Annotated in this window: 18 protein-coding genes and 5 tRNA genes; all 23 read left to right on the forward strand. The window is 40.2% G+C overall.

The genetic code is table 11. From position 1 onward, the window contains the following. Positions 1-36: 36 nt before the first annotated feature. Positions 37-348 (forward strand): rhodanese-like domain-containing protein, encoded by a 312-nt coding sequence (locus C7972_RS13310; protein ID WP_110356668.1) that lies wholly within the window; start codon positions 37-39, stop codon positions 346-348. A gap of 109 nt (positions 349-457) precedes the next feature. Continuing rightward, entirely contained in the window at positions 458-1,741 is a 1,284-nt protein-coding gene (locus tag C7972_RS13315; protein ID WP_110356669.1) for a DUF2851 family protein, read from the forward strand. 9 nt (positions 1,742-1,750) lie between these two features. Further along, positions 1,751-1,978 (forward strand): PspC domain-containing protein, encoded by a 228-nt coding sequence (locus C7972_RS13320; RefSeq protein WP_110356670.1) that lies wholly within the window; start codon positions 1,751-1,753, stop codon positions 1,976-1,978. A gap of 2 nt (positions 1,979-1,980) precedes the next feature. Next, entirely contained in the window at positions 1,981-2,988 is a 1,008-nt protein-coding gene (locus C7972_RS13325; protein WP_110356671.1) for a TrkA family potassium uptake protein, read from the forward strand. Positions 2,989-3,086: 98 nt separating this feature from the next. Then, positions 3,087-5,153: an amino acid carrier protein gene (locus C7972_RS13330; RefSeq protein ID WP_110356672.1), complete on the forward strand. Its 2,067-nt coding sequence runs from the start codon at positions 3,087-3,089 to the stop codon at positions 5,151-5,153. Between the two features lie 310 nt (positions 5,154-5,463). Then, positions 5,464-6,375 carry a helix-hairpin-helix domain-containing protein gene (locus C7972_RS13335; RefSeq protein WP_258364862.1) on the forward strand — a complete coding sequence of 304 codons (912 nt, stop codon included), beginning with the start codon at positions 5,464-5,466 and terminating at the stop codon, positions 6,373-6,375. A 39-nt stretch (positions 6,376-6,414) separates the two neighbouring features. Then, entirely contained in the window at positions 6,415-7,554 is a 1,140-nt protein-coding gene (locus C7972_RS13340) for an acyl-CoA dehydrogenase family protein (RefSeq protein WP_110356705.1), read from the forward strand. Positions 7,555-7,622: 68 nt separating this feature from the next. After that, a complete protein-coding gene (rpsU, locus tag C7972_RS13345) occupies positions 7,623-7,817 on the forward strand; it encodes a 30S ribosomal protein S21 (RefSeq protein ID WP_031444836.1) in 195 nt (64 codons plus the stop codon). 99 nt (positions 7,818-7,916) lie between these two features. Further along, positions 7,917-8,807, forward strand: coding sequence for a tyrosine-type recombinase/integrase (locus C7972_RS13350; protein WP_110356674.1), 891 nt, complete (start codon positions 7,917-7,919; stop codon positions 8,805-8,807). A 49-nt stretch (positions 8,808-8,856) separates the two neighbouring features. Continuing rightward, positions 8,857-9,159, forward strand: coding sequence for a ribosome hibernation-promoting factor, HPF/YfiA family (gene hpf / locus C7972_RS13355; protein WP_031444834.1), 303 nt, complete (start codon positions 8,857-8,859; stop codon positions 9,157-9,159). 98 nt (positions 9,160-9,257) lie between these two features. Continuing rightward, positions 9,258-9,331 (forward strand) — tRNA-Thr (locus C7972_RS13360). A gap of 49 nt (positions 9,332-9,380) precedes the next feature. Continuing rightward, a tRNA-Tyr gene (locus C7972_RS13365) sits at positions 9,381-9,462 on the forward strand. 94 nt (positions 9,463-9,556) lie between these two features. Further along, positions 9,557-9,629, forward strand: a tRNA-Gly gene (locus C7972_RS13370). Between the two features lie 177 nt (positions 9,630-9,806). Next, positions 9,807-9,878, forward strand: a tRNA-Thr gene (locus C7972_RS13375). Between the two features lie 54 nt (positions 9,879-9,932). Continuing rightward, entirely contained in the window at positions 9,933-11,120 is a 1,188-nt protein-coding gene (tuf, locus tag C7972_RS13380) for an elongation factor Tu (RefSeq protein WP_110356675.1), read from the forward strand. Positions 11,121-11,190: 70 nt separating this feature from the next. Beyond that, a tRNA-Trp gene (locus tag C7972_RS13385) sits at positions 11,191-11,263 on the forward strand. Positions 11,264-11,355: 92 nt separating this feature from the next. Further along, positions 11,356-11,544, forward strand: a complete 189-nt coding sequence (gene secE / locus C7972_RS13390) for a preprotein translocase subunit SecE (protein WP_110356676.1) — start codon at positions 11,356-11,358, stop codon at positions 11,542-11,544. Positions 11,545-11,554: 10 nt separating this feature from the next. Beyond that, positions 11,555-12,106 (forward strand): transcription termination/antitermination protein NusG, encoded by a 552-nt coding sequence (nusG, locus tag C7972_RS13395; RefSeq protein ID WP_110356677.1) that lies wholly within the window; start codon positions 11,555-11,557, stop codon positions 12,104-12,106. Between the two features lie 69 nt (positions 12,107-12,175). After that, positions 12,176-12,613, forward strand: coding sequence for a 50S ribosomal protein L11 (gene rplK / locus C7972_RS13400; protein ID WP_031444830.1), 438 nt, complete (start codon positions 12,176-12,178; stop codon positions 12,611-12,613). Between the two features lie 20 nt (positions 12,614-12,633). After that, positions 12,634-13,323, forward strand: a complete 690-nt coding sequence (rplA, locus tag C7972_RS13405; protein WP_110356678.1) for a 50S ribosomal protein L1 — start codon at positions 12,634-12,636, stop codon at positions 13,321-13,323. 22 nt (positions 13,324-13,345) lie between these two features. Continuing rightward, positions 13,346-13,861 (forward strand): 50S ribosomal protein L10, encoded by a 516-nt coding sequence (gene rplJ / locus C7972_RS13410; protein WP_103477258.1) that lies wholly within the window; start codon positions 13,346-13,348, stop codon positions 13,859-13,861. Between the two features lie 53 nt (positions 13,862-13,914). Next, positions 13,915-14,295, forward strand: a complete 381-nt coding sequence (rplL, locus tag C7972_RS13415) for a 50S ribosomal protein L7/L12 (RefSeq protein WP_110356679.1) — start codon at positions 13,915-13,917, stop codon at positions 14,293-14,295. A 136-nt stretch (positions 14,296-14,431) separates the two neighbouring features. Continuing rightward, on the forward strand, positions 14,432-18,241 hold the full coding sequence (rpoB, locus tag C7972_RS13420; RefSeq protein ID WP_110356680.1) for a DNA-directed RNA polymerase subunit beta: 3,810 nt from the start codon (positions 14,432-14,434) through the stop codon (positions 18,239-18,241). The last annotated feature ends 28 nt before the right edge of the window (positions 18,242-18,269 follow it).

The following is an 18,269-nucleotide window of genomic DNA, read 5'->3' on the forward strand; positions in this document are numbered from 1 at the left end:
TAAAACATTATTTTTGGGGTTTAAATAATAAAACAAATGGCAGATTTATCACAAGAGGAATGGAGTGCACAATTGGAAAGCGACGGGAATGCTTTCATATTGGACGTTAGGACTCCGGAAGAGGTGGAGGACGGTTATATCCCTAACGCTACCAATATTGATATTTATATGGGACAGGAGTTCGTGGCCGAATTGGAGAAATTGGATAAAACAAAAAACTATTACGTTTATTGTAGATCTGGCCAAAGAAGCGGTCAGGCCTGTGCCATTATGAACAAGCTTGGTTTTGAAAACGCCTACAATTTGGAAGGTGGATTTATGAATTGGGAAGGTGAGATCGTAGAGTAAGCTACTTGTAAAACCATTCTTTTTGGTGAAGAACCTAGAAGAATCCCAGTAGTGCGTACCCGTTCCCATAGTAACCTTAAGGTCTAGTAGTTATTCTATACATTGGTTTATGCGGGAAGATCTTTTGCATTTTATTTGGAAGTACAAAAAACTTCAGCTGGAAAGTTTGGTAGGGTCCAAAAGCGAAAACATCCAAATATTGGAGGTAGGATCGCACAACCTACTGGCCGGCCCCGATTTTTTTAACGCCAAGATTATAATAGATGGTCAGTTGTGGGCGGGTACGGTTGAAATGCATATTAAATCTTCCGATTGGTATGCCCACAATCACGAAATAGATCCCCATTACCAAAATGTAATACTACATGTAGTTTGGGAGCACGATTGTGATGTTTTCAGGAGCGATAGCACTATAATTCCAACCTTGGTGCTCAAGGATTATATATCGTTGGATATTCTAAGGGAGTACCAAAAATTGTTCTCCCGGAAAAATAGCTCCTTTATAAATTGTGGAAGTGAGATTGGCCATATTTCCGATTTTGTTTTACAGCATTGGTTGGAGGTGCTCTTTTTTGAGCGTTTGGAAAGGAAAACCGATTTGGTTTCCCAACTTTTAATAGACTCCAACAACGATTGGGAGCGTGTATTTTTTGTATTGCTTTCCAAAAATTTTGGACTAAAAATAAATAGTGGGCCCTTTTTTGAAATTGCCAGTAGGCTACCTTACCCTGTGGTGCGCAAAATACAGGCCAATACACTGCAATTGGAAAGTTTGCTCTTCGGGTTTGCCGGATTTTTGGACAATGATATCATCGGTGATAATTATTATGATAGCTTACAAAGGGAGTATGCTTTTCTTATGGCCAAGTTCGATTTCCTGGATCCACCATATCAAAAACCAGAGTTCTTTAAACTGCGCCCTTCCAATTTCCCGACTATACGACTTTCCCAATTGGCCAATTTGTATGCGTTGCACCAAAACCTGTTCAGTAGGGTTGTAAATGCCAAAAGTGTTGGGGAAATCTATTCGGTTTTCAATGTTTCTGCCAGTAAATATTGGGACAACCATTATAACTTTGGAAAAATCTCCAAGAGCAATGGCAAGAAACTAAATAGGAAGTTTGTGGATTTATTAATTGTCAATACCGTTCTTCCTATAAAATTAAGCTATGCAAAGCATATGGGAAGGGAGGTGCCCGAGGAGATATTACCTATTATTTCCAATATAGGCGCGGAAAGCAATAACGTTATTTCCAAGTTCAAGATGCTTAATTTGCAATTTCCGTCAGCCAAGGAGAGTCAGGCCGCTTTACAACTGTACAATGAGTATTGCATAAAAAATAAATGTTTGCAATGTGCTGTGGGCCATCAATTATTGAATAGAAAACCTTAATTTTAAGGCATGAACATTTTCTACAAAGTACTTTATTATTTTCAGAAAAGAGGATTTGAGGTTTGTAGGCGAATAGCTGAGCGTTTGGGCATACGTACCAGAGTGGTTCGTACATCCTTTATTTATCTTACTTTCGTTACCTTGGGCTTCGGCTTTGCCCTTTATTTGTTTATGGCCTTTTGGTTAAGGATAAAGGACTTGCTATACACCAAAAGAACCTCTGTTTTTGATCTTTAAGTATGATAAGACTTTTTCGCTCCCGAATGTATTTGGCGCTGACGCTATTGGTCATGGTCTTGTTGTTCGGAGTTTTTGGATATAGGTTCCTGTCCGACTATACTTGGATCGATGCCTTTTATATGACAATCATTACGGTAACTACCGTGGGTTTTTCAGAGGTAAGGCCTTTGGATGCCGAGGCAAAAATCTTTACCGTAATTTTAATAGTGACCAGTGTATTTATATTTGCATTTGCAATTTCAGTAATAACCGAGTATATCCTAAGTCGAAATTCGCTTCAACTTTTAAAGAAAAAAAGGGTGAAAAATAAAATTAAGAATTTAAGTAACCACGTTATAATTTGCGGTTTTGGTCGCAATGGAAATCAGGCGGCAGAAAGGTTAAAGGCATACAATAGATCCTTTGTGGTCATAGAAAGAAATAGGGAAGTCATTGAGAAATTCGAAGAAGAGATCTTGTTTATTGAAGGTGATGCCAATGAAGATGATACTTTGGAAGAAGCTGGGATAGATAGGGCGCAATACCTTATTACTGCCCTGCCCGATGATGCAGCAAACCTCTTTGTGGTGCTCTCGGCCAGACAATTGAACAAAAAACTGTTCATTATCAGCAGGGCTTCCCAATTAACTTCCGAAAAGAAATTGAGACTTGCGGGGGCGGACAAAGTGATTATGCCCGATAAGATAGGAGGGGATCATATGGCCTCCTTAGTAGTTATGCCCGATTTGATTACTTTCATGGATAAACTTTCAACCGAAGGCGAACATACCACCAACTTGGAAGAGGTGACCATAGAAAGTTTTATGGATAAAATTGACAACCATTCCCTGCGCGATCTGGATTTGAGAAAGAAGACAGGTTGTACAATCATTGGTTATATAGACCCAAATGGCAATTATATTATTAACCCAGAGGCCGATATAAAATTGCAGCCGCAGGGGAAGGTCATAGTTTTGGGCAGGCCCGAACAGATAAAAAAATTAAATGAGATGTTCCATATAGATTAAGTTATTAAACAATTATATTTGATTCCGAGCATTATTTTTAGGATATTGCCGGGATATTTGAAGCTAAACCAACTAAAATTAATCTTTTCAAGCTACTTATGAAGAAATATATATCTTCCATTTTTTTACTGTTTTCATTTGTGTTATTTTCACAAGAACTGGTTGTAAAGGAATCTATTTACAATCCTTCCAAGAACATCAATGACGGTGTTATAAAGCTGGAGGTTGACGGAGGTACCCCTCCTTATCAGTATAAATGGAGTAATCAAAATACGGCATTGACTTCCAATCAGGCCACTAATTTGGTGGAAGGCCTTGCCTATACGGTTACCGTTACCGATGCAAAAGGGGTACAGGTTACTAAGGAGTTCAAGGTGCCGGCCGAAGCCATTACCGAATTTTTTAATGGGGTAATGACACCTGCCGTTAGTGCTTTGGGCTCTGTTCTTTTCTGGGACCCTTTTGCTGCCATCGGCATTTATGATCCTGTGGTATATGCCGATGTGAAACGTATTGGAATTCCAGGTTGGTCTCCAGAGTTGAAGGATAAATTTATTTTAAAGCAGTGGTTGAAGCCGGAAGGACAAAAAGTAAAAAAGGGGGATGATATTGCAATTATTTCCAAAAGTAATGGAACTACCGAAACAATAACCTCTCCCGTCAACGGAGTATTAAAGCATTTGGCCAAGGAGGGAGGAGTAATATACAATTCCGAGAACCTGGAGCACGTAATAGAGCAAGGGGCACATTTTTTGGCAGAGGTCAAATATGATGAACCAATAGTTATAACCCATCCAAATGGGGATCCACAGCAAAAGGCAATACCGTTTATTGTGATTTGGTTGGTTATTGGGGCTGTTTTTTTTACACTTAGAATGGGCTTTATCAATATAAGGGGCTTTAGGCATTCCATTGATTTGGCCAAGGGTAAATACGACGATCCGGATGCCCCAGGCCAGGTTACCCATTTTCAAGCGTTGGCAACTGCCGTTTCGGGTACGGTCGGACTTGGGAATATTGCCGGGGTAGGTGTGGCCGTTTCTTTGGGAGGCGCTGGTGCAACGTTTTGGATGATTGTATGTGGCTTGCTTGGGATGTCTTCCAAATTTGTGGAGTGTACTTTGGGGGTTAAGTACCGTAATATACTTCCGGACGGCCGGGTTTTTGGAGGTCCGATGAACTATTTGCGCTATGGCCTTGAGAAAAGGAATTTAAAGGGGGTTGGAAAAGTGCTGGCCGGTCTATTTGCGGTTTTGGCAGTGGGAGCTTCTTTTGGTGGTGGAAATATGTTCCAGGCCAATCAATCCTTTGAACAACTTTCCGGACAGTTTCCTGCTTTACAGGGCAATGGGTTTTATTTTGGAATAATTACAGCAATTTTGGTTGGTGTGGTAATAATTGGTGGAATAAATAGTATAGCCAATGTAACCGGGAGGGTAGTTCCTATCATGGCCTCCATTTATATTCTGGCCGCCCTTACGGTAATCATAATCAATATTCAAAATATAGGACCAGCCTTTGCGGCCATTGTGGAAGGTGCTTTTAGTCCCAGTGCGCTTAAAGGGGGGGTTATTGGAGTTTTGATCGTTGGCTTTCAGCGGGCGGCGTTCTCCAATGAAGCCGGAGTTGGTTCAGCGGCAATTGCACATAGTACGGCAAAGACTAACCATCCGCCCTCTGAAGGTTTTGTAGCCCTCTTGGAACCCTTTATAGATACGGTTGTGGTATGTACATTGACTGCCTTGGTTTTGATCTTTACAGGGATGCATGAAGTAGAGGGAATGGCAGGAGCCCAATTAACTTCGGATGCCTTTGGAAGTGTGCTTTCTTGGTTTCCATATGTTTTGGCCTTAGCAGTGTTCCTGTTTGCTTTTTCAACCATGATTTCTTGGTCATACTATGGGATGCGGGCTTGGACCTACCTTTTTGGGAAAAGTAAAAAAGTGGAATTTGTATATAAGATGTTATTCCTAGTATTTGTGGTGGTTGGTGCATCGGTGAGCTTGGGAGCGGTATTGGATTTTTCGGATATGATGATTTTGGCCATGTCCTTCCCGAATATTATTGGACTTTATCTGATGTCCGGTGAGGTGAAAAAGGATCTTGATGATTATTTGATAAAACTTAAGGCAAATCTGCTTTACAAAAAAAAGGGGAAGGCATAATTAAATACTTAGGATAATAAATACAAATCCCACCTTAAATTCCATCATAGGGAATAAGGTGGGATTTTTTAATTATTGATACCGTCGGAGGAACATTGCCCAAGATTTGGCTGGAGATTGAGGTTGTGCCAACTTTTTAAATCTATTACATTTTTACTATATTTAGGTTATAACCAACCTGGATTCGGGGTGGGTGGCATTTTGAACTTAGCCGCTTTTGCAGCGATGCTTTTTATATAGGGATTTGTAATCCCCCCTATAGCATTATCCAAGAAATGTTAAAGTATTTTTAGGACAAAAAGTTTGAGTCGTGAACAGAGAATCGTTAAAATCCCATTTTAGGTTCAATAAGCAGGAACGAAACGGGATTTTCTTCTTACTGTTTCTCATCGTTATGTTCCAAATAGTGTATTTTATTTTTAAATGGTATCCTATAACTGAAAATACCAATTCCTTATTGGTCGATGAGGAATACCAAGCTAAAATAGAGGAGCTGAAATGTCATAGCCAAACGGAGGATTCTATCAGTCATTATCCATTTAATCCCAATTTTATAACAGATTACAAGGGTTACATTTTAGGGATGTCTACAGAGGAAATAGATCGGCTTCATGCTTTTAGGGCTGGGAACCAATTTGTTAATTCTGGAGAGGAGTTTCAAAAGGTAACATTGATATCGGATTCCCTTTTGGAGAGTTTGCAGCCTTATTTTAAGTTTCCGGAATGGACGGATAAAAGAAGAGTGGGGTTGGTGGTTGGTAATAGTTCTTCTTCCCCTGGAAATTGGGGATCCAGTTCGGGCCCTGAACGCTTTAAGAATGTAAAGGTCAAAGATCTTAATACTGCTACGGCGGAAGAATTAAGGATTATTAATGGAATAGGGGAGAAGTTGTCCCGGCGCATTGTAAAATTTAGGGACCTCCTGGGTGGTTTTTTGTCCGAGGAGCAGTTAGGACATGTCTATGGTCTGAAGCCGAAGGTGACTGCGAGGATTTTGGAGCACTTCAAGATTTTGCAAAGGCCGCAAATTACAAAAATCAATATCAATCAAGCGTCCCCAAGGGATATCTCCAAACTTGTTTATATAAAATATGAAGTGGCAGCACGTATGGTGGCTTTTAGGGAGGCGAACGGTGGTATAGCTTCATTTGATGAATTAATGGAAATCGAAGATTTTCCTTCGGAAAAATTAGATATAATTAAGTTATATTTGCAATTATAAAAAAAATTGCTAATAATGGTAATCGATACCCCTACTACAATGAGTTTTGACTACTCTGAAACTCAACAAATGGTAGCTGCCTCAGCCAGGGAGTTTGCTGAACAATATATTAGGCCCTATGTAATGGAATGGGACGAGGCCCAAACCTTTCCCGTTGAGGTTTTTAAGAAAGCTGGGGAGATGGGTTTTATGGGGGTTTTGGTTCCTGTGGAGCTAGGAGGGTCAGGCCTGGGTTATCACGAATATGTAGCTATTATTGAAGAGATTTCCAAAGTGGATCCTTCCATAGGATTATCACTGGCGGCACATAATTCATTATGTACCAATCATATCCTAAGTTTTGGGAATGAGGTTCAAAAGAAAAAATGGATTCCAAGATTGGCTACCGCAGAATGGATCGGGGCTTGGGGCCTTACGGAACACAATACCGGTTCCGATGCAGGAGGTATGAGTACCACAGCGGTCAAGGATGGGGACTTTTGGGTTTTGAACGGAGCCAAAAATTTTATTACCCATGGCAAGAGTGGGGATATTGCGGTTGTGGTGGCAAGAACCGGAGAAAAAGGGGATAGCCATGGTATGACTGCCTTTGTAGTGGAAAAGGGTACACCTGGCTTTAGCAGTGGAAAGAAGGAGAACAAACTGGGAATGAGGGCCAGTGAAACGGCCGAATTGGTATTTGATAAGTGCAAAATTCCGGACGCAAATAGATTGGGGGGAATCGGAGAAGGATTTGTTCAGTCTATGAAGATCTTGGACGGTGGAAGAATTTCCATTGGGGCTTTGTCCCTGGGAATTTCCAAAGGAGCTTATCAGGCGGCTTTAAAATACTCGAAGGAGAGGGTGCAGTTTGGTAAGCCTATTAGCCAATTTCAAGGTATTTCCTTTAAATTAGCGGATATGGCCACCGAAATCGAAGCTTCGGAATTACTTTTGCACAAGGCTGCATTTCTTAAAAATGAAGGGCGTAATGTTACCAAATTGGGAGCTATGGCCAAAATGTATGCTTCGGAAGTATGTGTAAAAGTAGCAAATGAGGCAGTGCAAATACACGGTGGATATGGGTTTACCAAAGATTTTCCCGTGGAAAAATTCTATAGGGATTCCAAGTTGTGTACTATTGGGGAAGGTACTACCGAGATACAGAAAGTGGTTATTGCCAGAAAAATTTTAAAATAAATATTTGTAATTCATTTTTAAGGTATATATTTGCAGCCTTAATCACAAAAGAGAGGAGGTTATTGCCCATGTTAATAATACCAATAAAAGAAGGAGAAAACATCGATAGAGCTTTAAAGCGTTTTAAGCGTAAGTTCGACAAGACAGGTACAATGCGACAGTTGAGAAAACGTCAGCAGTTTACTAAGCCATCTGTAGAGAACAGAGCGAAGATTCAGAAAGCTCAATATATTCAAGGTCTAAGGGATAAAGAGGAAATCTAGTTCCACTTGAATTTATAATAGTTTAAAAAGTTCCACTTTTAGTGGGACTTTTTTTTTGTGCCGTACTATATTGGATGTATATCTTCGTAACTTTGGGTTATGTCCTTAGAATCATTTATTTCTTATTTGGGGTTGGAGAAGAACTATTCTCCCCATACAACAAAAGCATATCGGAACGATATACTGGAATTTCAAGATTTTTGCAGGCAGCAGTTTGGCATTGAGGATATAGCGCAGATATCCTACAACCTGATCAGGAGCTGGATAGTTTCCTTGGTGGAATCAGGGGTGTCCAATAGATCCGTAAATCGCAAAATAGCGTCCTTAAAGGCTTATTATAAGTATCTTTTGGGGGCTGGTGTATTGACGGTTAACCCCTTGGCAAAACACAAAGCACTTAAGACTTCAAAGAAAATTGAGATTCCATTTTCGGAAACTGAGATGGATGATGTTCTTTCCCAAATTCCCTTCGAAGATAATTTTGAGGGCAAGCGCGATAAGTTGATAATCGAATTGCTGTATACCACTGGGATAAGACGTGCTGAATTGATAGGGCTTAAGGTTGGGGATGTGGATTATGGGGCCATGACAATAAAGGTATTGGGGAAGCGAAATAAGGAAAGGATCATTCCACTACTAGAGGCGACCAAGGAATTGTTTTTGGAATATAATCTCGAGCGGAGCGCGTTGGAAGCAATTAAGGATAAGGCCTATATTCTTCTCTCTGCCAAAGGCAATAAAATGTATGAAACCCTTGTTTATAGAATTATAAATAAGTACTTTAGTTTAGTGTCGGCCAAGGTAAAAAAGAGTCCGCATATTTTAAGACATACCTTTGCCACCCATTTGCTAAATAAGGGCGCGGATTTAAATTCTGTAAAAGAGTTATTGGGGCATTCGAGTTTGGCATCAACACAGGTTTATACGCACAACAGTATTGCGGAATTAAAGAAGGTGCACTTGGCGGCTCATCCTAGAAGTAAGAAATAGTGCGGTCTTTAGCTAAATTTATTGTTTAACTCTATTAAAACTTCATTCTATGAAAGTAAATGCACAATCGGTTAATTTCACTGCAGACGGAAAGCTAATTGACTTTATTCAGGCAAGGTTAAATAAAATGGAACTGTTTTATGACAAGGTAATTAGTTCCGATGTATACCTAAAGGTCGAGAACACAAGTGCAAAGGAGAATAAAATTGTGGAAATCAAGGTGTTGGTCCCCAAAGATAAGTTTGTGGTTAAAAAGCAATGTAAGTCCTTTGAAGAGGCCGTGGACACGGCATGTAGTTCCTTGGAAAGGAAGTTGGTAAAGCGAAAAGAAAAAATAAGATTAAATGCATAAAAAAATTATCAAAAAATGTTTTGATTAAATAAATAAATATCTACATTTGCAGTCCGTTAGAAATAGCGGACTTTTTTTTGAGGAAAAAAGTAATAAAAGCCGATGTAGCTCAGCTGGCTAGAGCAGCTGATTTGTAATCAGCAGGTCGTGGGTTCGAGTCCCTCTATCGGCTCAAAAAAAAAGGAAAATTAGTTTTCCGGGTTCTTTAAAATATATGGTTTGGGGAGATACTCAAGCGGCCAACGAGGGCAGACTGTAAATCTGCTGACTACGTCTTCGCAGGTTCGAATCCTGCTCTCCCCACAAAAAGGCTTTAAAAGGTCTTTGTATGAGAATACAGAAAGTTTTTTTTGAAATAATGAAATTAATTTTTAGGTTTGCCTAAAAATTATAAAAAGCGGGAGTAGCTCAGTTGGTAGAGCGTCAGCCTTCCAAGCTGAATGTCGCCGGTTCGAACCCGGTCTCCCGCTCTAATTTTAAAAGCAAAAGCTCCTTTGATGGGGCTTTGCGCAATTAAAATTAAATGGACAAGATTTTGGTATCCTGTCCTGAGCGACGCCGAGGGTAAACTTCGTCAACGCTCTTAAACTTTGGGTATAGGGTTGTAGTTTTAGATTGGGCCTGGCCCAATGGTTAAAATTAAAGATGCCGGTGTAGCTCAGGGGTAGAGCGTTTCCTTGGTAAGGAAGAGGTCATGAGTTCAAATCTCATCATTGGCTCAATTAAGGCATTATTTGTACACTAATATAAACTAAGAATTAAAATTAACACACATGGCAAAGGCAACATTTGATCGTTCCAAACCGCATTTGAATATAGGTACTATTGGACACGTGGATCACGGTAAAACTACATTGACTGCTGCGATTACTACAGTATTGGCAAACGCAGGACTTTCTGAAATGAGAAGTTTCGATTCTATCGACAACGCTCCTGAGGAAAAAGAAAGAGGTATTACAATTAATACTTCACACGTAGAATATTCTACCGCGAACCGTCACTATGCTCACGTGGATTGTCCAGGTCACGCGGATTACGTAAAGAACATGGTTACTGGTGCTGCTCAAATGGACGGTGCCATATTGGTTGTTGCTGCTACTGATGGTCCAATGCCACAGACTAGGGAGCACATCCTTTTAGGTCGTCAGGTTGGTATTCCAAGAATTGTTGTTTTCTTGAACAAAGTGGATATGGTTGATGATGAGGAGCTTTTGGAGTTGGTTGAAATGGAAGTAAGGGAATTGCTTTCTTTCTATGAGTATGATGGTGACAATGGTCCTGTTATTTCCGGATCGGCTTTGGGTGCACTTAACGGTGAGCAAAAATGGGTTGATACTGTAATGGAATTGATGGAAGCTGTTGATAGCTGGATCGAATTGCCAACAAGGGATGTTGATAAGCCTTTCTTGATGCCTGTTGAAGATGTATTTACTATTACAGGTCGTGGAACTGTTGCTACTGGACGTATTGAAACAGGAGTTGCAAACACAGGGGATCCTGTTGAGATCATTGGTATGGGTGCTGAAAAATTGAATTCTACCATTACTGGGGTTGAGATGTTCCGTAAGATATTGGATAGAGGTGAAGCTGGTGATAACGTTGGTATTCTTTTGAGAGGTATTGAAAAAGCTCAAATAAAAAGAGGAATGGTAATCTGTAAGCCAGGTTCTGTTAAGCCACACGCTAAATTTGAAGCTGAGGTTTATATCCTTAAAAAAGAAGAAGGTGGACGTCACACTCCATTCCATAATAACTACCGTCCTCAGTTCTATGTAAGAACTACTGATGTTACCGGTACTATCAATCTTCCTAGTGGAGTTGAGATGGTTATGCCAGGGGATAACCTTACTATTATTGTTGACTTGTTGTCTCCAATCGCACTTAGTGAAGGTTTGCGTTTTGCTATCCGTGAAGGTGGTAGAACAGTTGGTGCAGGACAGGTTACCAAGATATTAGATTAATATTTTAGTATAGTATTTTTTACATTGAGGGTGTCTTGCTAAAGCGGGATACCTTTCAATGTAAATATAAACGGGTGTAGCTCAGTTGGTAGAGCACTGGTCTCCAAAACCAGGTGTCGGGAGTTCGAGCCTCTCCGCCCGTGCAGAATACAATGGGTTCTTTTCTGATTTGGATGGTGTCGTCAGTTTTTTTTAAGGCCTTGTTTTGTAGTTTGGAAAATAAATATATCGCAGCATGTTTACATATATAAAGGAATCTATAGACGAACTTAGGAACAATGTTACTTTGCCAACAAGGGAGGAGTCTTCCAACTTGATGGTGATCGTAGCGGTGTTCTCTATAATTTTTGCGCTTGCGACTTGGGGTGTTGATAGTTTGTTTGGTAAGTTGATACAACTGTATTTCAATAACATAATCAATTAAGAAGTACTGTATGTCAGAAGTATTGGATAAGAAATGGTATGTTGTAAGAGCCGTAAGTGGTCAGGAAAACAAAATTAAAGGCTATATAGAGGCGGAAGTCGCTAGGCTTGGTTTTGGTGACTATTTGGAAGAAGTTCTTGTTCCTACTGAGAAAGTGGTGCAAATAAGAAACGGAAAAAAGATAAACAAAGAACGTGTTTATTTTCCGGGATATATTATGATCAAAGCCAACCTAGGGGGTGAAATGATTCATATTATCCGTTCTATTACCAATGTCATTGGATTTTTGGGTGAGACCAAAGGGGGGGATCCTGTTCCTTTGAGGAAATCCGAAGTGAATAGAATGCTTGGAAAAGTTGATGAATTGGCTATTAAGACCGATAGTGTTGCCATCCCGTTTGTATTCGGTGAAACTGTAAAGGTTATTGATGGGCCGTTCAATGGTTTTAATGGAACCGTAGAAAAGATTAATGAAGAAAAGCGCAAGCTGGAGGTAATGGTGAAAATTTTTGGAAGAAAAACACCATTGGAGCTCAGTTATATGCAAGTAGAAAAAGTTTAATAAGAACTGTTACATAGATAAAAGTAGTGTTGCTTCCAAATTAACACTCTTTAAATTTAATTTTAAACAATGGCAAAAGAAGTAAGTAAAGTAGTTAAACTACAAGTTAGGGGAGGTGCAGCGAATCCATCGCCACCGGTTGGACCCGCTTTAGGTGCTGCCGGGGTCAACATTATGGAGTTCTGTAAGCAATTCAATGCTCGTACGCAGGACAAACCAGGCAAAGTATTGCCAGTGGCGATCACGGTTTATAAAGACAAGTCGTTCGACTTCGTCGTAAAGACACCGCCGGCGGCAGTTCAATTAATGGAAGCGGCTAAGATTAAAAAAGGATCTGGCGAGCCTAACAGAAACAAGGTTGCAAGTGTATCTTGGGACCAGATCAAGTTGATCGCTGAAGACAAAATGGTAGATCTTAATGCCTTTACGGTAGAATCGGCAATGAGTATGGTTGCAGGTACAGCAAGGTCTATGGGTTTAAAAGTTGCAGGCAACAGACCTTTTTAAAATCTTAAAAGCAATTTAGAATGGCAAAATTAACAAAGAAGCAAAAAGAAGCCCACAGCAAAATAGATAAGAATAAACTCTATTCTGTTGAAGAGGCATCTGCTTTAGTAAAAGAAATAACCAATACAAAATTCGATGCATCTGTTGAATTGGCGGTACGTTTGGGCGTTGATCCAAGAAAGGCCAATCAAATGGTTCGTGGTGTTGTTACACTTCCCCACGGTACTGGTAAGGATGTTAAGGTTTTGGCTTTGGTAACACCGGACAAAGAAGCGGAGGCTAAGGAAGCTGGTGCTGATTTCGTAGGATTGGACGAATATTTGGATAAAATTAAAAGCGGTTGGACCGATGTTGATGTAATCATCACGATGCCAAGTGTTATGGGTAAGCTAGGTCCTTTAGGTAGGGTCTTGGGACCAAGAGGTCTTATGCCGAACCCAAAAACAGGTACGGTTACTATGGATGTTGCCAAAGCAGTTGCTGAGGTAAAAGCCGGTAAGATCGATTTTAAGGTGGATAAAACAGGAATTGTGCATGCTGCAATCGGGAAAGTTTCTTTCTCAGCTGATAAAATTGCGGACAATGCCAACGAGCTGTTGGATACACTGGTAAAATTAAAGCCAACTGCAGCCAAAGGAATATATGTGAAGACTATATATATGTCCAGTACTATGAGTCCTAGTGTTGCATTGGATCCAAAAGCAGTTTAACTGGTAGTTAAAAATTTTTATTATGACAAGAGAAGAGAAATTAAATGTTATACAAGATTTAACTGCGCAGTTAGGGGATAGCTCCACTATATATTTAGCCGATATTTCCGGATTAAATGCTGAAACTACTTCGGCATTGAGAAGGGCTTGTTACAAGGCTGATATAAAACTTGCTGTAGTTAAGAATACCTTGCTTGCAAAAGCAATGGAGGCTTCGGATAAGGATTTCGGTGAACTTCCAACAGTGTTGAAGGGGAATACCTCTTTAATGTTTTCGGAAACCGGAAATGCACCCGCAAAGCTGATTAAGACTTTTAGAAAGAAGTCTAATAAGCCTTTGTTGAAGGGAGCATATATTGCCGAGGCAATTTATGTTGGTGATGATCAATTGGATGCTTTGGAAAGCATTAAGTCCAAAGAGGAAATGGTTGGAGAAATTATTGGATTGTTACAATCCCCAGCCAAAAATGTTATTTCTGGACTTAAATCCGGTGGAGGTAAACTTGCTGGAATCCTTAAGACATTATCAGAAAGATAATACGTACGCACTAAAAACAATTATATTTTAAAATTTTATTAAACGATAGAAAAATGGCAGATTTAAAAGATTTCGCAGAACAATTGGTTAACCTTACAGTAAAGGAAGTAAATGAGTTGGCTAATATATTAAAAGATGAATACGGTATAGAGCCTGCAGCTGCTGCAGTTGCTGTTGCTGCTGGTGGCGGTGCTGCCGATGGTGGTGATGCTGCTGAGGAAAAATCGGAATTTGATGTTATATTGAAAGCAGCTGGTGCTTCTAAATTAGCAGTAGTTAAATTGGTTAAGGAATTAACTGGTTTAGGATTGAAAGATGCTAAGGACATCGTTGATAGCGCACCAAAAGCCGTTAAGGAAGGTGTTTCTAAAGACGAAGCAGAAGGAATTAAAAAATCTTTGGAAGAAGCAGGAGCGGAAGTTGAGCTTAAATAATAGCAACGACAACCATTAATATTTTGGTTTAGGTCTTTCCGCTTTTTGTGGCTAGACCTAAGCCTTTTTATACATACCGTGTATAGTGGCGTACACTACCCAATTATAGTATTCACGATCAAAATTTTGTCCATAGATGTTCACAAATCAGACTGAAAGAATAAGTTTCGCATCCGCTAAGAACACGCCGAATTATCCGGATTTCTTGGACATTCAGATTAAATCATTTCAAGATTTTTTTCAACTTGAAACTAAATCTGACGAAAGGGGCAATGAAGGGTTGTACAACACCTTCATGGAAAACTTTCCAATTACAGACACAAGGAACCAGTTCGTATTAGAATTTTTAGATTATTTCATTGATCCACCTAGATATTCCATTCAAGAATGTATTGAGCGTGGACTTACTTATAGTGTTCCATTAAAAGCAAGATTAAAATTATATTGTACAGATCCCGAGCATGAGGATTTCGAGACCATTGTACAAGATGTGTACTTAGGAACTATTCCTTATATGACTCCTAGCGGTACCTTCGTGATCAATGGAGCAGAACGCGTTGTTGTTTCCCAGTTACACCGTTCTCCAGGGGTTTTCTTTGGTCAATCTTTCCATGCAAATGGAACAAAGTTGTACTCTGCAAGGGTGATTCCTTTTAAAGGTTCCTGGATAGAGTTTGCAACGGATATCAATGGTGTTATGTACGCCTATATTGATAGAAAGAAAAAATTACCGGTTACCACCTTGTTCAGGGCCATTGGTTTTGAAAGGGATAAGGATATTTTGGAAATTTTCGACCTTTCTGAGGAAGTGAAAGTTTCCAATGCCGGATTAAAGAAAGTATTGGGCCGAAAATTGGCGGCTAGAGTATTGAATACATGGCATGAGGATTTTGTGGACGAGGATACGGGCGAAGTGGTATCTATTGAGAGAAATGAGATTATCCTTGACCGTGATACTATTTTAGAAAAAGATCACATAAATGAGATATTGGAAGCTGATGTGAAGACTATTCTTTTGCACAAAGAGAATAATGCACAAAGCGATTATGCCATTATCCATAACACCCTACAGAAGGATCCGACGAATTCTGAAAAAGAGGCTGTTGAACATATCTATCGTCAATTGCGTAATGCTGAACCGCCCGATGAGGAAACAGCACGTGGTATTATAGATAAATTGTTTTTCTCCGATCAACGTTACAACCTTGGTGAGGTAGGACGTTATAGAATGAACAAAAAATTGGGATTGGATATTGGAATGGACAAGCAGGTCTTGACCAAGGAAGATATCATTACCATTATTAAATATTTGATAGAGCTTATCAACTCCAAAGCTGAGATCGATGATATTGATCACCTTTCCAACCGTAGGGTAAGGACTGTTGGTGAACAATTGTCACAGCAATTTGGTGTTGGTCTGGCACGTATGGCCAGAACAATTCGCGAGCGTATGAACGTACGTGATAATGAGGTGTTTACCCCAATAGATTTGATCAATGCCAAGACCCTGTCTTCGGTGATCAACTCTTTCTTTGGTACCAACCAGTTATCACAGTTTATGGATCAAACCAATCCATTGGCCGAAATTACGCACAAGAGAAGATTGTCGGCATTGGGGCCAGGCGGACTTTCAAGGGAAAGAGCAGGGTTTGAGGTACGTGATGTGCACTATACGCATTACGGTAGACTTTGTCCTATTGAAACTCCGGAAGGACCGAACATTGGATTGATATCCTCACTATCGGTATTTGCCAAAGTAAACCCAATGGGCTTCTTGGAAACACCGTATCGTAAGGTTGACAATGGTACAGTAAACATTAACGACTTTACTTACCTAAGTGCAGAAGAGGAAGAAGGAATGAAAATTGCCCAGGCAAACATTCCTATGGATGAAAAAGGAAACATTACTGCAGAGAAGGTAATTGCAAGGGAAGAAGGGGATTTTCCAGTGGTGGATCCTGCTGAAATTCAATATACCGATGTTGCACCCAACCAGATAGCTTCCATTTCGGCATCCTTGATCCCATTTTTGGAACATGATGATGCCAACAGGGCCTTGATGGGATCTAACATGATGCGTCAGGCCGTTCCATTATTGAAGCCGGAATCACCTATTGTGGGTACAGGTTTGGAACGTCAAGTAGCGTCGGATTCAAGGGTATTGATAAATGCAGAAGGAGATGGGGTTATAGAATATGTTGATTCCCAGAAAATCACCATTAAGTACGACCGTACCGAAGAGCAAAGATTGGTTAGCTTTGAAGAAGATTCCAAAACTTATGAATTGGTCAAGTTTAGAAAGACAAACCAAGGAACAAGTATCAACCTTAAACCTATTGTAAAAAAGGGTTACAAGGTTAAAAAAGGACAGGTTCTTTGTGAAGGCTACGCTACGGAAAGTGGCGAATTGGCATTGGGAAGAAACCTGGTAGTGGCGTTTATGCCATGGAAAGGTTACAACTTTGAGGATGCGATCGTTATTTCTGAAAAAGTAGTTCGTGAGGACATTTTTACATCTATCCATGTTGATGAGTACGCTTTGGAGGTAAGGGATACCAAATTGGGAGCTGAAGAGTTGACCAATGATATTCCCAACGTTTCTGAAGAAGCTACCAAGGATTTGGATGAATACGGAATGATCCGTATTGGAGCGGAAGTTAAGCCTGGGGATATTTTGATCGGTAAGATCACTCCTAAAGGTGAGTCCGATCCTACCCCGGAAGAAAAATTATTACGCGCCATTTTTGGTGATAAAGCCGGTGATGTAAAAGATGCTTCCTTAAAGGCATCCCCATCACTTAGAGGGGTTGTTATAGACAAGAAATTATTCTCAAGATCTGTTAAGGATAAGCGTAAGCGTTCCGAGGATAAGGAAGAACTTTCCAAATTAGAGTTGGAATACGAAGTAAAATTCCAGCAATTGAAAGATGTATTGGTCGAAAAACTATTTACATTGGTCAATGGCAAAACTTCCCAAGGGGTATTGAACGACCTTGGGGAAGAAGTCTTGCCAAAAGGAAAGAAGTATACCATGAAAATGTTGAATGCCGTTGATGATTTTGCCCATTTGGTTGGTGGAAGTTGGACTACGGATAAGGAAAGCAACACCTTGGTAACCGATCTTTTGCATAACTATAAGATAAAGTTGAACGATCTTCAAGGTAACCTTAGAAGGGACAAGTTCACTATTTCCGTTGGTGATGAATTGCCAGCCGGTATTATGAAATTGGCCAAAGTTTACATAGCGAAAAAGCGTAAACTGAAGGTTGGGGATAAAATGGCGGGCCGTCACGGAAACAAAGGTATCGTTTCCAGAATTGTACGTCACGAGGACATGCCGTTCCTAGAGGATGGAACACCGGTGGATATAGTATTGAATCCATTAGGGGTGCCTTCCCGTATGAACATTGGACAGATATATGAAACTGTTTTAGGATGGGCCGGATTAAAATTAGGGAAGAAATATGCGACCCCAATTTTTGATGGTGCTACCTTGGAGCAAATCAATGCCTATACCGATGAAGCAGGAATTCCTAGATTTGGACATACGTATCTTTACGATGGCGGTACGGGTCAACGTTTTGACCAGCCTGCAACCGTTGGGGTTATCTATATGTTGAAATTAGGACATATGGTAGACGATAAAATGCATGCTCGTTCCATTGGACCATACTCACTTATTACGCAGCAGCCATTGGGTGGTAAAGCACAATTTGGTGGACAGCGTTTTGGAGAGATGGAAGTTTGGGCACTGGAAGCTTATGGAGCCTCTGCTACATTACGGGAAATACTGACCGTTAAGTCGGATGATGTTATAGGTAGGGCCAAGACTTACGAGGCGATCGTAAAAGGAGAGACCATGCCAGAACCTGGTTTGCCAGAATCTTTCAACGTATTAATGCACGAACTTAAGGGATTAGGTTTGGATATTAGATTGGAAGAATAACAAGGATTGGTTTTAAACACTATTCCTA

Origin of the sequence: Arenibacter sp. ARW7G5Y1 (assembly GCF_003201775.1) — a bacterium.
In the GTDB taxonomy this organism is placed as follows: domain Bacteria; phylum Bacteroidota; class Bacteroidia; order Flavobacteriales; family Flavobacteriaceae; genus Arenibacter.

Excerpts from the sequence above, each read along its gene's own strand:
- C7972_RS13310 (WP_110356668.1), top strand. The coding sequence starts at position 37 with ATGGCAGATTTATCACAAGAGGAATGGAGTGCACAATTGGAAAGCGAC.
- C7972_RS13315 (WP_110356669.1), top strand. The coding sequence starts at position 458 with ATGCGGGAAGATCTTTTGCATTTTATTTGGAAGTACAAAAAACTTCAG.
- C7972_RS13320 (WP_110356670.1), top strand. The coding sequence starts at position 1,751 with ATGAACATTTTCTACAAAGTACTTTATTATTTTCAGAAAAGAGGATTT.
- C7972_RS13325 (WP_110356671.1), top strand. The coding sequence starts at position 1,981 with ATGATAAGACTTTTTCGCTCCCGAATGTATTTGGCGCTGACGCTATTG.
- C7972_RS13330 (WP_110356672.1), top strand. The coding sequence starts at position 3,087 with ATGAAGAAATATATATCTTCCATTTTTTTACTGTTTTCATTTGTGTTA.
- C7972_RS13340 (WP_110356705.1), top strand. The coding sequence starts at position 6,415 with ATGAGTTTTGACTACTCTGAAACTCAACAAATGGTAGCTGCCTCAGCC.
- rpsU (WP_031444836.1), top strand. The coding sequence starts at position 7,623 with ATGTTAATAATACCAATAAAAGAAGGAGAAAACATCGATAGAGCTTTA.
- C7972_RS13350 (WP_110356674.1), top strand. The coding sequence starts at position 7,917 with ATGTCCTTAGAATCATTTATTTCTTATTTGGGGTTGGAGAAGAACTAT.
- hpf (WP_031444834.1), top strand. The coding sequence starts at position 8,857 with ATGAAAGTAAATGCACAATCGGTTAATTTCACTGCAGACGGAAAGCTA.
- tuf (WP_110356675.1), top strand. The coding sequence starts at position 9,933 with ATGGCAAAGGCAACATTTGATCGTTCCAAACCGCATTTGAATATAGGT.
- secE (WP_110356676.1), top strand. The coding sequence starts at position 11,356 with ATGTTTACATATATAAAGGAATCTATAGACGAACTTAGGAACAATGTT.
- nusG (WP_110356677.1), top strand. The coding sequence starts at position 11,555 with ATGTCAGAAGTATTGGATAAGAAATGGTATGTTGTAAGAGCCGTAAGT.
- rplK (WP_031444830.1), top strand. The coding sequence starts at position 12,176 with ATGGCAAAAGAAGTAAGTAAAGTAGTTAAACTACAAGTTAGGGGAGGT.
- rplA (WP_110356678.1), top strand. The coding sequence starts at position 12,634 with ATGGCAAAATTAACAAAGAAGCAAAAAGAAGCCCACAGCAAAATAGAT.
- rplJ (WP_103477258.1), top strand. The coding sequence starts at position 13,346 with ATGACAAGAGAAGAGAAATTAAATGTTATACAAGATTTAACTGCGCAG.
- rplL (WP_110356679.1), top strand. The coding sequence starts at position 13,915 with ATGGCAGATTTAAAAGATTTCGCAGAACAATTGGTTAACCTTACAGTA.
- rpoB (WP_110356680.1), top strand. The coding sequence starts at position 14,432 with ATGTTCACAAATCAGACTGAAAGAATAAGTTTCGCATCCGCTAAGAAC.